Below are 16,418 nucleotides of genomic sequence, written 5' to 3'. Positions count from 1 at the left end.
GCTTTTTTTATACCCTAAATTTAAAAATTAGTGTAGATTTATAGGTGGTAATCTATAGAAACACTAACAGAAACACTAACAGAAACACATACACACAGAAACAAAAAAAAGGCCTAGATATACTCTAGGCCTTTTTTTATTTAGAAAGGAGTATACCCGTGTATATCCAAAATTGGTTTAGTTATATTTATATAGGCTAGTATACAGCATTAGAATACCTATTTTGTAGGGGTATTAGAGGTACTAACTTGCTTTAAAAGTAGATTTTACTCTAAATAGAATATAGATTATCTAGTAATTAAGGTACTATTTGTTGTTATTGGTGATGTATTCATAGGTACTAGTATGTGAATATCATAGAGTTTACTACAAAGAAAAAGGGCTAGAAACATATGTTTCTAGCCCTTTTCTACTTAAGAATATTATTGTTAATCTAATACTCTATTTTCAATTACTTAGTTGGGTATTATATACCTAGAGCTTGACCACCACCAATTTGTATAGTTTCAGCAGTTATAAAAGAAGCATCTTTACTAGCTAAGAAAGATATTACCCCAGAAACATCTTCTGGCTGACCTAATCGGCCTAACATAATATTATTTGCCCATGAAGCAAATACCTCTGGCTTAGTCGCTTTAATTTGTGCATGAAATGGAGTGTCAATAGTACCAGGAGATACTGCATTTACTCTAATGCCGTATTCAGCTAAATCTTTAGCCAAAGCTCTAGTTATTGCATGTACACCAGCTTTAGAAGTTCCATAGATTCCAGCGCCAGGTCCACCTGCTGTCCATCCTGCATTAGATGTGTAGTTAATTATAGATGGATGTTCTCCTTTTTTTAAGTAGGGTATAGCTGCTCTTGAAGCAAAGAAAACTGAATCTAAATTTAAAGCCATAACAGATCTGTAAAATTCAGTTGTCATTTCTTCAAATCGAGATCTACCTCCTAAACCACCTGCATTATTTACAAGTACATCTATTTTACCATATTTTTCACCAATTTTCACAATGTTTTCAGTTACGAGTGCTTCTTTTGTAACATCAAAACCTAGATATTCTGCTGTAATACCTTCTTTAGAAAGCTCTTTAACTCTTTCTGCGCCAGCTACATCATCTAAACCATTTAATATGACAGTATAACCATCTTTTCCTAATCTTTTTGCTACTTCAAAACCGATACCTCCAGTGGCACCCGTAACTACTGCTACTTTTCCTTTATTCTTACTCATTTTGTTATGTGTTTTATTTTGATTTATTGTGTTTTATTTTTTTAGGGACTTTATTGAATCTGCTTAATTAATTTTTAGGTTTTAGTGGTTCTATTTTTGGACATAGTATCCAAACAGATAATAGTGCTATTATTGCTAATGCACCTCCTATCAAAAATGCAGGTGTATAATTACCACCAGTAGTTATGAAAGTCACTAATAGTGTTAGGCCTGCAGCACCAAGTTTAGCTGCCATACCTGCAAAACCAGACAAAGTACCTACAATTTTACCTCCAAAAAGATCACTTGGTAGTGTTTGAATATTACCTATTGCTACTTGAAAACCAAATAATAGTATAGCCATAATTACAACTGCAATTAATGCAGCAGTATTTCTAGCATTATTAATTTCTGATAAAGAGGCAAGCGCTGCAATTCCAGAATCTGAAGGTGGTCCATATTTTGGTAATAAACGTTCTTCTTTTGTTGCTTCTGCTTTTGGTGTTTTCCAAACAGCAGATTGATATGCTTTCTTAAATCTAGGATTAGATTTAATTTCATTAGTACTTTTTCCTGCAATGTTTTCAATAAAACCTTTATCCGCTTTTAAATCTTTGAATGCGTCATTATCCATTATCTTTTTAACTTGTGGATTAGCCATTGTTACAGCTGCAGATTCCTCAACTCCAAAAACCCCTAAAACTTGAGGTGCCCCAGGAAATTTTAATAGAATAAAACAAGGAATCATTAGTATACAGCCCAACGTAATAACATACTTACGAGTCTTGTCTACGGTCCACCCAAAATTAAGCTTCTTTTGGGCAAGTAAACCTCCATACCAAGCGCCAATCATTGCTCCTACATAGGGAACCCAAGCTGAAAATGCAATTTCTTTTACATTCATACCAAATACCTCAGATAGATATATAGGAATCCAAACGATAAACAACCACCAAATAGGATCAAGTGCTGCTGAAGCAATTATTACTCCCCAACTTTCTTTATGTTTAAGCAACTCTGCGGTATCAGGTACATATCCATCATCATAATTACCATCTTCATCAACATCTTGATTTTTTTGACCAGAGAGAATATATTTTCTTTCATCTTCTGATAACCAAGGATGTGTTTTAGGACCAGATTTTACAATGAACAACCAAGGTAGTAACCATAATAACCCTAGCGCACCGACAACTATAAATATTGATTTCCATTCTAAATAAGCAGATAATAATCCAATAACTGGATATGCTACTATGCCACCAATTGCAGCTCCAGAGTTAAATACTCCTTGAGCTAGCGCTCTTTCTTTTGTTGGAAACCATTCTGCATTAGCCTTGGCTGCACCAGGCCAATTACCTGCTTCTGCTAAACCTAAGATTGATCTGAAAATTGAAAAACTAAGCATTCCTTGAGCAAAGGCATGCAACATAGTTGCAATAGACCACACTCCAATAGAAAGAGCAAAACCCATTCTAGTGCCTATCCAATCAAATATTTTGCCAAAAAGTGCTTGACCACCTGCATACGACAGTATAAAAACTGTAGATATTGTTCCAAAAATAACTTTATGTCCATCTTTGTCCATCTCTGGAAATAAGTCATTGGCAATGTCAGGCCATAGTGCTCCAAAAGCTTGTCTGTCTATGTAGTTAACAACTGCAGCCAAAGCAACAAGTCCTACTACCCACCATCTTAATCCCTTTACTTTCATATGTTTTATATAGAAAAAGGAGTACAATAGAAGACTAGTAATAGTATGCTTCACGTTAATTTTATAACGTAATAGCATTGCTATAGTAGTAAAACTTCCCTCCTTTATATTTATTTTTATTTAAAAAGATAATGCGTGCATTATTACCTTTTTTTATTCTTATTTTATATTATAACAATATTGATATAAAATTTTAAAATGAGCTTTCATTTTATCTTTCGCCTCTTTAGGGTTCTGATTTTTTATAGCATCATATATATCTTTATGTTCTTTGATACTTGACATTACTTGATTTTTACTACATACATGATGTTTTTCAAAATTGGTAATAATTTCAGGAGTAATTGTAAGCATAAAAGTATTCATACTACTGTTTCTGCTTGCTTTTGCTATTGCTAGATGAAATAATAAATCTTCTTGTACAGCATCTTCTCCGTTTAAAACCTTTTTTTCATGCGCATCTAAAGTACTTTTTAGGTGTTTTAAATCCTCTTCTGTTCTTCGTAATGAAGCCAATCTTACAGTCTTTAATTCCAATAATATTCTTGTCTCTACTAGTGATTTAAAATCAGGAGTATCTAAACGTAATATATCTTCAATCATACCATTTAAAGCTATAACTCCAATATTGGCAACAAAAGTTCCGCTCTGAGGTATAGATTTTAACAATCCAAAAAATTCTAACTTTTGGATAGCTTCTCTAACAGTACTCCTGGTTACTTCAAATTTTTCAGACAACATTCTTTCAGAAGGTAATTTATCACCAGGTTCCAAATTTTTAATATTAATTAAATCTCTTATTTGAGATATAATTGTATTTTGGATTGATAAATTATCATTTTTAGTAAGTAGTTCTATCTTCATATTTTTGACATATTATGATATGCAAATTGGTTAACCAGTTTTATATTCTTACAATTTATAAAAAATATATCTATATTATGTTATAAAAAGCATATCAATTAGTAAAATAAACTTTACCAGTTTTTTAAATTAATACCAGTAAAGTCTATTATAACAACTAACTCTACTTACTTATTTTAATATTGTTTTTATTCTGAAACTGTAAGTTCATAAAACTTAACTTTAGCAAAAGAATTCTTATCTCTTGATTGAAAATAATTTCCGGCTTTAAAATAATTTTCAAAAACACCCCATTTTTTCATATGTATGTTTTTATACACTTTGAACTCATTATTATTTAACGAAACAATCATTTTTCCTTCGCTAACTTTTACTTCTAATGTAAATTTATTAAAGTCAACCTTCTCTTCAAAAGTGTGTCCATCATCATCTGTCCAAGCACTTTCATGTAACATATCTGCATCAGTTGTATTTAAGTTTTTTAAAACTTTAGTTTTAACTCTTATTTTACCATTTTGCCAATAAATTTTTAGCATTGGTGGGGCATTATTATCTTTTTCTCCTATTAATTCTTTTTGTTCATTTGTAAGCCTACCGTGAATTTGCATTATAATGGTCTTATGATATTTACCATTACTATCTTTAGAAATATCTTCTATTGCAAGTTTACCTTTTAAGGATCTACCATCTTTAAAGGTCCAGTTTACATTATTATCACCTGGAACCATTTGCTCTCTTAATTCTGTTCTAGAATATTTAGTATTAGCAGTTGTGGCAGCAGTAGGGTAGGCGTAAAAAACAAGCGCACCAGACACAGAGTCATTATACATAAATGGCATTAGTGTTTTATTGGTAGCATAATCTAATATCTCTGGTGGCTCTATTTCTGTTGGCTTACCAATTGGTAATGTTACTTTCCAGTGACTTAAGTCTATTTTAGAAAGCTTATATTTTTTCCTCTTTTTCTTTCTTTTAGACACTTTTGTATCAGATTCTACCACGCTACTTTTGGTTGTTTGACAAGCAGCGTTAGTAGTAAGAAATACAATTGATACTATTGTTATAATTTCTTTTCTGAAATTTTTCATTAGTTAATTTTTATGGAGCAGGGACAATGCTAATGTTATCTAGATAAGTATCTCCTGTACTAACATTGTCTATCCAAATAGCTATTTCACCAGTAGCGTTTGCTTCAAATTCAAATGTTACTTCAGTGAAATTATTTTTTCCTAAAGAAACAGCACCATCAGCTTCTGCTATAAAACCAGTAGCTTCTAATTCACTAGCATTATCCATCCATCCATTTAAAATACCAACTCTTACTTTATCACCCTCATTTTTAAGAGCATAATGAAAAGTAACTACATATTTAATGTTTGGTGTAACTGTTAATGCTTGGTATGAAGCTCTATCATTACCTTCGCCAGTTGCAGGATATTTAGCTCCTTGTGTTTTACCGGAAGTATTGTCAAAAGGAACAGTATAGGCACCATCTGAACTTGTATTATGAACAGTTGCACCTAGAATTCTCCAACAGTTTGTTCCATCGTTCTTAGGCGTTTTTGGAGTACCGTCTTCCTGAATAAATACACAACCAAGTGTATCTCCACCATCTTCTGTACCATCTTCAAAAGCCCATTCTGATATTACTGGCGTAATTACTGTAGGTACCAATGGCATTACTACTGTAATTGTTTCTGAATAAACACTCTCTACACCTAAGTTATCTGAAGCGGTTAGTGTTACAACAAAATCACCTTCCCCAGGAAATGTGTGTTCTGGTTCTATTTCCGAAGATGTAATTATTTCTCCAGAGCTATGTGCAAATTCCCAGTTGTATTGTGTTGCACTATTAGATTGATTGCTAAATGTATAACTTTTCCAAGCTTCGTCTGATCCAGAATTTTGGGTAGCCGCAAAAAAAGCGCTTGGAGGTGTTAAATCTTCTATTGATGCTGTGCCTGCTACATCATATTCTAAATCACATGATGAAAAAGATATTGTTAGCAAAAAGATTGCAGTCAATAGCCCCGCAGTACTTTTTATTTTATTAATGTTTCTATTATTTTTCATAATTATATGTTTTAACTATTGTTTTTAGTATCCAGGATTTTGTGTTAATACACCTTTACTTAATCCTATTTCTCTTTGAGGAATAGGTAATAACAAATCTGTAGATGAAAAACTATAGCCGTTTGTTGTAGCAAATTCTGATAAAACATTTACTGCTTCACCCATTCTAATTAAGTCGAACAGACGCTTATTCTCAAAAGCAAGCTCTACACGTCTCTCATTTAATAATTCTTCTTTGGTAATTACACCATCGGCATCGTTTGGTAAACCAGCTCTATTTCTAATAGAATTAAAAGAAGTAAGTGCATTGCTATTAGATGTAGATTCACCACCACCTAAGATAGACTCTACATGTAATAAAACAACATCAGCATATCTTAATACAATCCAATCGTTGCCAGCTGCTTGAGCATCAGAACTAAAAGTTCTTCCGTTATCGCCACCACTTTCACCATTTGGTAAATATTTAATTGCTTGATTTTCTGTTGGCTGAAAAGGATCTATTCTGTATGTGTGTTGTGTTCTTTCTCCGCCCATTTCTTCTAATGCAGTAACAACATCTGTAGTAGCATAATTTACACCACTAGTTCTACCTACAGAATTTAGCCATTCTGCAGAAAAATTTTGACTGTTATTATTGTCTCCTTGTTCATAACCAATAGCAAAAAGGATTTCATCGTTTCGTTCAGAGAAAAATACATCACTGTAATTACTTAACAACTCAAAACCTCTTGCAGGATCTAATACTTCTTCACATAGCAACTGTGCTTGTGCATAGTTAGGAGTTGGTAGTGTTAGGTATACTTTTGCTAAGAGTCCTTGTGCGGCTGCCTTAGAAGCTCTGTCTTTAAATGAATCATCTAAGTTGTCTATTGCAGTTTGTAAATCCTCAATTATTAACGCATAAATTTCTGTAGAATTTATTCTTGTAAAAGCAGTTTCTGTATCTAATGGAGCAATAACTTTAGTTATTAATGGTACGTCTCCGTACAAACGAACTAAATTAAAATAAGCATATGCTCTTAAGAATTTAGCTTCTCCTTCTATTTTACCAGCAGCGGTTTCTGAAGCGGCATCAATGTTGTCTAAAACAACATTTGCTCTAAAAATTACATCGTAAAAACTTCTGTAATAATCTGCAACAATACCGTTTGTAGCTTCTATAGAAAAGCTTTCAAATTGTGCAGCTTCACCTTCTTGACTTTTTGTTCTTGTGTTATCGCTACGCATTTCTGTTAGATAAAACTCTACTTGTGTTGCGTGATTTAAATTAGAACTTGTAATTTTTGAAGCATTTACTCCTTGTAGACCATCGTATATATTAATAACCGCAGCTTCTAGTTCCTGATCATTAGAATAAAATGCATCGCCGCTTGTGCCAGTTTTTAATTCTGGTGATAAAAATGAATCCTCACAAGACACAGATAAAATTGTAATGACTATTAATGTTAAAAATTTTAGTTTTTTCATGATTGTATATTTTTAAATTAGTAGTTTAAAATTCTATGTTAAGACCTGCAGAAATTGTACTAAAAACAGGAGAACCAGCTCTTTGGTAACCATAAGTGGTTGCAGAAGTAGTGTTAATAGACTCTGGATTAAAACCAGTATAGTCATCTGCTGTTAAGTACATAATATTTTGTGCAGACACATAAATTCTTGCGCTTCTAATTTTTAATTGTGAAGCAACATCTTTACTAAAGTTATATCCAAGATTAATATTACGTAATGCGATGTATGATGCATCTTGAATTATATCGTTCGTGAATATTTTTTGCTTGATGAACTCTTGATTAGGCGTTGTTAAAACGTAATCTCCTGTTGGGCCAGTAACAAAATCTTGAGAGCTGTTAAAATGGTTAAAAATGTATTGATCTCCCATATTTCTAATTTCAGCACCATGACTTCCTTGAAACATAAAACTAAAGTCGAAGTTTCCTATTTTAAAATCGTTAGAAACACTCCATACAAAATCTGGATAAGGGTTTCCTAATATGGTTTTATCATCATCATCAATAATACCATCACCATTTAAATCTTTTACATATACATCTTGCGCTTCACCTCCAATTGGATGAAAAGGATTATTAAGAAATTCTAATGGAATGTCTCTTTCTACTACCCATCCATAAAAAGACGAAATTGGGTTACCTTCTAAGTTAATCCATTCAGATGCTCTTTTAGAATCTACATTTTGTATTTGTCCGTTAGAGTCTGCAAAATCTGTTAACTCATTTTTGTTTGTAGATGTAATAAAGGTTGTAGTCCATTTAAATTTAGGACCAGCAACGTTTCTTGTTCTTAATTCTACTTCTATTCCAGAGTTTTCTACTTCACCAATGTTTACTAAAGCATTCGTAAATCCGGTTGTAGAAGCTATAGGGTTGTTTAGTAATAATTGATCACTAGTTCTTTTGTAGTAGTCTATAGAACCAGATAAAACATTGCTAAAGAAGCCAAAATCAATACCTGGGTTAAATTCCACTTGTCTTTCCCATTTTAAATCTGGATTAGATATGTTTAATGGGTTAGCTGCATTTGTAACAACACCACCAGTTACACCAGAAGCAATAGAGTTATCTATTAAAGATAAATAGGGGTAGTTGTTAATTAAATTGTTACCTGTTCTAAAAGAATTGTTACCCGTTACACCGTAACTAACTCTAAATTTAAGGTTGTTAATTACATCGCTATTTTTTAAGAAGTTTTCTCTAGAAACATTCCAACCTACAGAACCTGCAAAAAAGTTACCATACTTGTTGTTTGGTCCAAATACAGAAGCACCATCTCTTCTAAAACTAAATGAAGCTAGATATTTATCTGCATAGGCATAGTTAATCCTTGAAAAGAATGAAAGTAATGTACTTTCATAATCCTCATTATACTCGTTTGTTATATCATCTTGGTTAATGTAACGAGAATTATCATCTGTATATCCTTGAGAACTAATAGTCTCAAATTCTGTTTTGTATTTTTCACCAGAAACACCTAAAACTACACCTAGATCATGTTTATCAAATGTCTTGTTATAAGATAATACATTGTCTAATGCTAAATGCTGTGTTCTAGTATTTGTACTATCTAATTGAGCAGCACTAGCCCCGTTTCTGTTAGATTCTACACCTTGCCATCTTTGTTGTCTGTATCTTTGGTAGTCCCCAGATAAGGTTGTTTTAAAGCTTAAATCATCATTAATTTTGTATTTAGCATAGAAGCTTCCTAAAATTTTACTTCTATAATCTCGTCTGTCTCTTTCTAATACTTTAGCAGCAGGGTTTGTGTTAGAGGTATTACTAATGTTTGTACCACCACTATCTGCATTAACAGGAGCTCCATTTGCTAAATCATAACCATCAAAATGGTATTGCAATGCATAATCTCCTACTTGTACGTCTGCCCATTTACCACCATCTTGTACCCTGTTTACAAATTGTATTGTGTTAGCATCGTGGTATACAGGTAACCAAGACGGTTGTCTTAAAATATCGTGAGTAGAGCCATCAAAACGTCTACGTTCTGTGTAAGAAGGAGTAGCACTAAGACCAATAGTTAAATCATCTGTAACATCATAATCTAACCTAAGTTTTACACTGTACTTTTTAAAATCATCTGTAAGTAAAACACCTTCATCATGATTGTAATTTAAGTTTGTGCTAAATCTTAACTTTTCATTACCACCTCTAATACCTAAAGAATGATTTGTAATAACACCGCCATCAAAAATGATGTCTTGCCAGTTAGTATCTACACCAATTAATTGCTTGTATTTTGTACGGTCTGATAAACCATGTGTAAATTGTAATTCTGCAGCAGCAGTAGCAGCAACAGTAGAGTAGTAGGCATCACTTTGTCTGGCAGTTTTAACACCAGTTAAAGTAGAATAACTAAATCTTGTTTCTCCAGATTTACCAGATTTTGTTGTGATCTGAATAATACCATTACCACCTCTAGAACCATAAATTGCACCTGAAGCAGCATCTTTTAAAATTTCAAAAGATTCTACATCATTCATATCTAAAGATCCCAAGTAATCGTTTGGTACAACAACACCATCTACAACAACTAAAGGACCAGAGTTACCGGTAATAGAACCTGTACCTCTAATTCTAATAGTAGGGTCAGAACCAGCTTCACCTTCTGTAGCTTGTATGTTAACACCAGATACTTGACCTACTAAGGCATCATCTACCCTAGAAACAGCAATCTGACCTAAATCTTCGTTTAATACCTTAGATATAGACCCCGTTAAGTGAGATTTTTTTTGTGTTCCGTAACCAATAACTACTACTTCTTCTAGTTTACTAGCATCTTCTTCTAATGATACGTTTAAGTTTTTTTGATCTGCAATTGTAATAGATTTTGTTACAAACCCTATATAAGAAAACTGTAATATGTCTCCTTTTTTTACTTTAAGTTCATAATTACCATCAAAATCTGTTGTAGTTCCTGCAGTAGTGTTTTTAATAATAATGTTAACACCAAGAATAGGTAAGTTGTCTGCCGTAGAAATGACCTTTCCTTTTACCGAAAAACTTTCTTGTGCTAAAGTTATTACACTATAAAAGAGTGTTATAACTAAAATTAGCTTTGTTTTTAAGTTCATAATTAATTGTTTAGTTTAATTGAGTTAATATGGTGTAGTACTTAAAAAACCATTTTCTCTAGGCCTAAAGCAAAATATTATTACTTTTGTAAAAGAATATGTTTTTTTATACTACATATTTAATACTTCCCTCCAAAGAAGTAGATACTAAAAAGGATAGGCGTGCACCTGTCCTTTTTTTTTGTGCTTACTTTAACTGGTAAACCAAACTGGTTAACCAGTTAAAGATGTTCGAATATATGCAAAAGTTTTGTTAAAAAAAAATAAATCCTTAAAAATAGGGGTGCTGCAAAAAATCTTATTTAAGAAAGCTTCTTTAACACAAACAGCTCCCGGTATAATAGGTGTCGATATATAAAAATGACACTCACCTTTAACTAATTATATTCATTTTTAGAATTAATTTAGATTCAAATCAATGTATATGAGCTAGTTATCTGTTTTAAAATAATATTTCTTATTCTATATGTTTAATTGTTCTAATTTTAATTATTTGTAGATAAATGGTCCCTCCCAATTGTAATCTTTATTATTAATTACTAATGTGTGTTTGGCATCTTTACGAGCATTTGTATTACACAGAATAAAAACTTTAGTTTCCTTATTTATGTTGGTAATACTAATTGCGGAATAGTCTTTAGTACTTAAGATTGTTTTTATTTCTGCAATGCTACTGTACGAGTTAACTGAAAATTCCGATACAGGACTATAGGTTCCGTGTGGCTCTATTGCAGTAACAAATAATGCATTTTTAGTATTGCTTTTTCTAATAATGAAGCCTGGATCTCTTCTTAAATTAAACTCAGGATCATTTGCTCCTGTTTCTACAAAAATAATTTTGTCTGTTGGTAGCGTGGTAGATGTAATAGTGTAGAAAACATTATTGTCTAACCAGTTAAACTGTAAATTGTTTTTAGGAGCTTCTCCTAATGCTTTTACATATAAATGCTGATATCCATTAGAGTTACCTAATGTTTTAATTTCTGATTGTTGCTTGTATTTAAAATTAGTTTGCATTAACTGACCAGAATAATAAAAGGGTAAATCGTATTGGTTTGATGTATTACTACTAACATTGTATAGATCTAAAACAAAAGAATGATTTATAAAAGTAGTATCATTAACAAGTAGCATAGTTCTATGTAAGACCGTGCCTGGATAAGCATTTTCTTCTTTAGCACTTACGACCTGTACTTTTTTATTTTCTACATTAAAAATGTATTCATTAGAATGGTTTTTACTACCAATTTCATACTTGCCTTTAAAATGAGAAGTTTCATTTTGTATAATCGTATTGTGAGCAATAGTTTGTTTTGCCCAAGTAGTATTTTCTTTTAGGTAATTACCACCTCCTTTTTGTTCTATGTTTACAAATCTAGCTAAACCATAGTCTTGTAAAACTTCTTTGCCATCGTTATATAGAGAAAAGGATAATTTATCATAATGGCCGTGACTTAAACCTTGAGAGGTGTATTTGTATACCAATTCTAGGTTGGAATTACGTATTATGCTAATAGCACCTTGTTTGCCACTAGGACCATCTTTTAAAGTTATAGATTCTTTAATAAAAGGTTTTTCTTGATTGTTTTTTATCCCTAAAGCAATGGAAAGACCTGTATCATCTAGATTTACCTTGTCTTGTTTTTTTGCAATACTTAATAATTCTGGGTTTTTTCCTCCGTAGTGATATGCTATATCAACTGCTGTAACTAATTCTCTAGAGTAATAAGACATTCCTTTTTGTGCATCGTTAATAGGGAAAAAATCTCCATCCTTGTCAGATAAATTTAATAAAGCATCTACCGCTTTAATAAGTACACCATCTTTATACTCAAATATTTTAAGTTCGGGTTTTTTATTTTCTAATGCTTGTGCAAAAATTAAGAAAGGATACATAGCATATCTTTGGTAGTATGGACCCTCAGTATAATATCCGTCAGGAGAAAAAGGTTCGTCTAAATTTGCTAAAAAACCAACTTTCTGGTTTTTAGACTTAATAAAGCCTCCATCATCATCCTTTACATTTGCAGCGATAGAATCTGTTTTTAAACCATATAAAGCTTTATTTAAAAGACTATCATTATCCATCACAAGTGCTATCATTCCAACAGCTACATTGCCCCACGTGCTGTGGTTGTGTACTCTATTAAAAAATTGAGGATTCTCTTTTGATATAAAATCAGCGAAGGGTATAAAGAGATCATTTTCTAAATGTTCTCTTTCTTCTTTAGAAAGCCAGTCGTAAATACAATCATAGGCCTGACTAGCATATACCAACCAATTAGAATCGTTTAAACATTGCCAAAATAATTTACCTCTAGCATAAGATCTTTCTTGTGGGTGTAATGGTAGAGTAGGGTACAGTTTAGCATAGCCCATAAACATATCTCTAATATAGATCGCATATTTTTCATCATCTAAAATCTGAAAAAGCACACCTGCCTTTTGCAATATTAAAAAGTTTTTTTTATGCTGCTCGTGTGTGTATCCTCCAGAAAAGTCTTTGGGAATAGGAATTTCTATTCCTGCACTAATTTCGGCATCTACTTCTTGTTTAACAGCTTCTAGAGTTTTATCAAATAAGGGAATAGTACCAAGTTTGGCTCTAATGTTCTTAACCCCTTCTTTTGTTAAAATTAAACTTGGGTGATTAGAGTTTTTATTACTTGTGTTCTCAGCAATTGTTTCAACTTTATCATTTTTACATGCGGATAATATTAAAACAGAAATAATAAAAACATATTTTTTAAGAACCATTGTTTAGTTATTTAAAATTAGACCAAGGTTTTTACCATCTGTTCCTTTTGCCAATAAAGGAGATGTAGCAGATAGTGTGTTAGTACCATCATTAAAATTAGGATCTAATGTCCATAAATTTTCTACAGTATATTTCTGATCTCCAGAAACTTCTAAGCCTTCAGATTTATAAAAATTATTGTTTAAAATGTCAACCATTGGTTCACCTACAACTAAATGCATTTTTAACGCTTTGGTATTATTAAAAATGTTATTTGTAATCTCGTTTACTTGCACACCATATAAGTTTATAGCAGCATTGTATTTGTTTCTTTTTCCGTGGCCAATATTGGTAAATGTATTGTGATCTAGTTCTAAAAACGGACCAAAAGTACTTTCGTCTTTTCCTCCTCTATGTAGACTTAGTACAGCTTTGTTAACATCACTAAAGCTATTGTTTTTTAAAATTACATATTCAGCATTATAAATTCCAATATCATCTGTTTCCTTGTCTAAGGCTAAAACATTACCCGTAATAGTTTTAAAATTAGAATTTTGAATACTAATAGTATCTGCAAATGTATTTTTGTAAACCACTACTGCATCAAAAGAATGATTAACATCTAGGTTTATAAAATCGCAATTGTCTACAAATAGCTTATAGTTTTTATTCATAGAATATTTACTCGTGGTAATTACAGAGTTTCCTGTTCTATCTGGAGCGTTTTTACCATCAAAATTAATATTATCTAGTTTTAAGCTACCTCCATTATTTATTTCAAACAACGTTTTCTTTTCAAATAAAATAGTTGGCTTTACTTTAGAGTTTGATGTAAAACTAAGTGGGTGATTAATTGCTATAGTTTTAGATAAAGTATAAGGTACTCCAGAAGTTAGCTCAATAACGTCTCCGGCTGATGATTTGCTAACTGCTTCAAATAATGTATTTAATCCTGGCTCTACTATTATCGTTTCTCCAGATCCAAAAGCAACGTTAGTGTTATTTTTAGAGTACCAGCTTGTACCCGTTTTATCTTTAGTTAAAATGTTAGAAGGTAATTTGGCACCAGCTTTTAGTGTTTCATCTTTTGGAACTAATAAGCCACTTGCGTTTGTTATCCATTCTATTTTTTGAGGATTAAAACCAGTCTCGGTAATAGGAATATTATTTTTACTAATAATGTTGTTTGTAAAAGCAATACCAGTAATATCATCATACACAGTAAAGATTTTATCATTGTTCTCATTATAGAAAATGTTGTTGTCCATTACGCAATCTTCAGGCGGAGCGCTACGCTCTTCATCGCTACCAGCACATAATTGTATGTTATCACAATTAACAAACGTATTATTTTTAACAACAGCGTCTTTAGCTTGGTCATATCTGTTAATAGGAGAATTGTAAATTCCGTTCATAATAACAAATGCACCTCTAAATCTGTAACCAGTTAAACCAACACCATAATTATTTATAACGGTTTGTTCTCCGTTTATAATACGAATACCTCCAGTACTAGGCTTGTTATTACCAATGAAAATATTACCATCAACCATAGTTCTGTTGCCGTGACGCATAGTTAACGTACCGGTACATTCATAAAAAATATTATTTTTATAAGTATTCTGACAAGATTTATTGGAGATTATTTCGTGTTCACCATTACATCTATCAAAATAGTTAGCTTCTACAATAGTGTTAGAGTTGCTTCTAGAGTAGTGGCTAGTACCTATACGTAACGTTTCTCCTCCATTAGAGCCTAAGTTTTGTCTTGGGCCAAAATAATTATGATCTATTTTATGGTTGTTTTCTTGACTCTCTACTGTGTTTAACCTAACCGTCATAGTAACACCTCTATTTTTCTTACCCGATAAATGGTTGTGGTCTATTCTATTATTTTTACCATATATAGCAACCCAAGTATCTGGTTCATGGCGTTCAGGATTACTAAAATTGTCTATGACACATTCTGTTAGTCTTGTATTGTAGGCTAAAGTTTTAGCATCTTTTTTAAACGAAATAACTTCATTGGTTGGAGTAAAACCATTTGTAAAGACTAGTCCGCTAATAATTAAATGCTCTCCAGCAATTCTTAAATTGGATTGGCCCTCTAAAATTACCTTTCCTTTAGTTTCTACGGTTAATGTTATTGGTTTTTCTTCAGTTCCTTTAGCATCAAAAATTAGTTCAGTATTATTCCAAACTCCGTTTGCTAATGTTATTACGTCTCCAGGTTTAGCGTTTTTTACTGCTGTATTAAACTCGCCTACAGTAGATACTGTAGAGGTCTTTTTAGAACAAGACGTTAGTGTAAACAGTACTAAACACGCTACTAATATTATACTTTTTTGCATATCATTATAAATTGGTTAACCAGATTGGTTTACCAAATATAAAGTTATTTAATTAAATATGTAATTTATTGGCAGTTAAATTCAGAAATATTAAAAAAATAGGCAAAAAATAGCATTAGTGCATAATGATTTTATATTCCTGTTTTTTGTAAAAAACCTCGGTATTTGCTGTTATTAAAAGGAGGGATTAAAAATTTAATTTTTCTAATTTCATTCAATATAATAAATGAGCTGTAGTTTCATGACTTTTTTTCTACAAGTAGCCTTGTTTAGTTAACGTTTGTTCATATATTTGACATATAATATAAAATTGTTAGCCATATTAAATAAGAATCCCCCAAGTTTGACCAACAACCAAATCCTATGAAAAATACAACCAAAAAAGAATTGTTTTTTAAGAAGACTTTAAAACTAATAAGTGAAAAAGGTTTTAAGGCTACAACAATGCGTGATATAGCACATGAGCTAAATTTTGAAGTAGCAAATGTGTACAATTATATAGACTCTAAAGAGGCTTTGTTAGAGGGATATATTTTTGGTACGTTAGATGAGTTTTTAATCTATTTAGATAATATTGTAGACTCTTCTTATTCACCAGTTGAAAAATTAAAATTTGTAATTTCTAAGCACGTGCAATATACTTTAGCAAAACCATATGAGGTTTCTCTTTTTGTATACGAATGGAGAAGTTTAAAAGGTGAGAAGCTAGAAGAATTTAAACAAAAGAGGTCTGGCTACATCAGTACCGTAAGTAATATTATAGAAGACGGAATTAACCAAGGGGCTCTTAGGCAAATGGATAGCGAATTTGCTACTTTTATGGTTATATCTTCTATGCGTTGGTTGTTTAGTATGATCACAAATGA

Annotated in this window: 10 protein-coding genes; 1 reads left to right on the top strand and 9 read right to left on the bottom strand. The window is 31.8% G+C overall.

From position 1 onward, the window contains the following. Positions 1–466: 466 nt before the first annotated feature. The 9 genes from M4I21_RS17970 to M4I21_RS17930 form a co-directional block, all read right to left on the bottom strand. Complete coding sequence (locus M4I21_RS17970; protein WP_249560617.1) at positions 467–1,231, bottom strand: SDR family NAD(P)-dependent oxidoreductase; 765 nt, start codon at positions 1,229–1,231, stop codon at positions 467–469. Between the two features lie 67 nt (positions 1,232–1,298). Beyond that, on the bottom strand, positions 1,299–2,924 hold the full coding sequence (locus M4I21_RS17965; RefSeq protein ID WP_249560616.1) for an MFS transporter: 1,626 nt from the start codon (positions 2,922–2,924) through the stop codon (positions 1,299–1,301). Positions 2,925–3,083: 159 nt separating this feature from the next. Further along, positions 3,084–3,788: a FadR/GntR family transcriptional regulator gene (locus M4I21_RS17960; RefSeq protein ID WP_249560615.1), complete on the bottom strand. Its 705-nt coding sequence runs from the start codon at positions 3,786–3,788 to the stop codon at positions 3,084–3,086. 188 nt (positions 3,789–3,976) lie between these two features. Further along, a complete protein-coding gene (locus M4I21_RS17955) occupies positions 3,977–4,876 on the bottom strand; it encodes a polysaccharide lyase family 7 protein (RefSeq protein ID WP_249560614.1) in 900 nt (299 codons plus the stop codon). 10 nt (positions 4,877–4,886) lie between these two features. Beyond that, positions 4,887–5,861 carry a PKD domain-containing protein gene (locus M4I21_RS17950; protein ID WP_249560613.1) on the bottom strand — a complete coding sequence of 325 codons (975 nt, stop codon included), beginning with the start codon at positions 5,859–5,861 and terminating at the stop codon, positions 4,887–4,889. Positions 5,862–5,885: 24 nt separating this feature from the next. Further along, positions 5,886–7,331, bottom strand: coding sequence for a RagB/SusD family nutrient uptake outer membrane protein (locus M4I21_RS17945; RefSeq protein ID WP_249560612.1), 1,446 nt, complete (start codon positions 7,329–7,331; stop codon positions 5,886–5,888). 25 nt (positions 7,332–7,356) lie between these two features. After that, entirely contained in the window at positions 7,357–10,464 is a 3,108-nt protein-coding gene (locus M4I21_RS17940; protein WP_249560611.1) for a SusC/RagA family TonB-linked outer membrane protein, read from the bottom strand. Positions 10,465–10,953: 489 nt separating this feature from the next. Then, positions 10,954–13,221: an alginate lyase family protein gene (locus tag M4I21_RS17935; protein ID WP_249560610.1), complete on the bottom strand. Its 2,268-nt coding sequence runs from the start codon at positions 13,219–13,221 to the stop codon at positions 10,954–10,956. Positions 13,222–13,224: 3 nt separating this feature from the next. Beyond that, positions 13,225–15,552, bottom strand: coding sequence for a chondroitinase-B domain-containing protein (locus M4I21_RS17930; RefSeq protein WP_249560609.1), 2,328 nt, complete (start codon positions 15,550–15,552; stop codon positions 13,225–13,227). Between the two features lie 363 nt (positions 15,553–15,915). Between M4I21_RS17930 and M4I21_RS17925 the strand changes: the two genes are divergently transcribed. Further along, the coding region (locus tag M4I21_RS17925; RefSeq protein WP_249560608.1) for a TetR/AcrR family transcriptional regulator at positions 15,916–16,418 on the top strand (503 nt) is incomplete at its 3' end.

Origin of the sequence: Cellulophaga sp. 20_2_10 (assembly GCF_023476645.1) — a bacterium.
In the GTDB taxonomy this organism is placed as follows: domain Bacteria; phylum Bacteroidota; class Bacteroidia; order Flavobacteriales; family Flavobacteriaceae; genus Cellulophaga.
The sequence above is the reverse complement of the archived record's forward strand: the minus strand, read 5'-3'. Positions and strand labels throughout refer to the sequence as shown.

Coding starts and splice junctions, on each gene's coding strand:
- M4I21_RS17970 (WP_249560617.1), bottom strand. CDS start 1,231: ATGAGTAAGAATAAAGGAAAAGTAGCAGTAGTTACGGGTGCCACTGGA.
- M4I21_RS17965 (WP_249560616.1), bottom strand. CDS start 2,924: ATGAAAGTAAAGGGATTAAGATGGTGGGTAGTAGGACTTGTTGCTTTG.
- M4I21_RS17960 (WP_249560615.1), bottom strand. CDS start 3,788: ATGAAGATAGAACTACTTACTAAAAATGATAATTTATCAATCCAAAAT.
- M4I21_RS17955 (WP_249560614.1), bottom strand. CDS start 4,876: ATGAAAAATTTCAGAAAAGAAATTATAACAATAGTATCAATTGTATTT.
- M4I21_RS17950 (WP_249560613.1), bottom strand. CDS start 5,861: ATGAAAAATAATAGAAACATTAATAAAATAAAAAGTACTGCGGGGCTA.
- M4I21_RS17945 (WP_249560612.1), bottom strand. CDS start 7,331: ATGAAAAAACTAAAATTTTTAACATTAATAGTCATTACAATTTTATCT.
- M4I21_RS17940 (WP_249560611.1), bottom strand. CDS start 10,464: ATGAACTTAAAAACAAAGCTAATTTTAGTTATAACACTCTTTTATAGT.
- M4I21_RS17935 (WP_249560610.1), bottom strand. CDS start 13,221: ATGGTTCTTAAAAAATATGTTTTTATTATTTCTGTTTTAATATTATCC.
- M4I21_RS17930 (WP_249560609.1), bottom strand. CDS start 15,552: ATGCAAAAAAGTATAATATTAGTAGCGTGTTTAGTACTGTTTACACTA.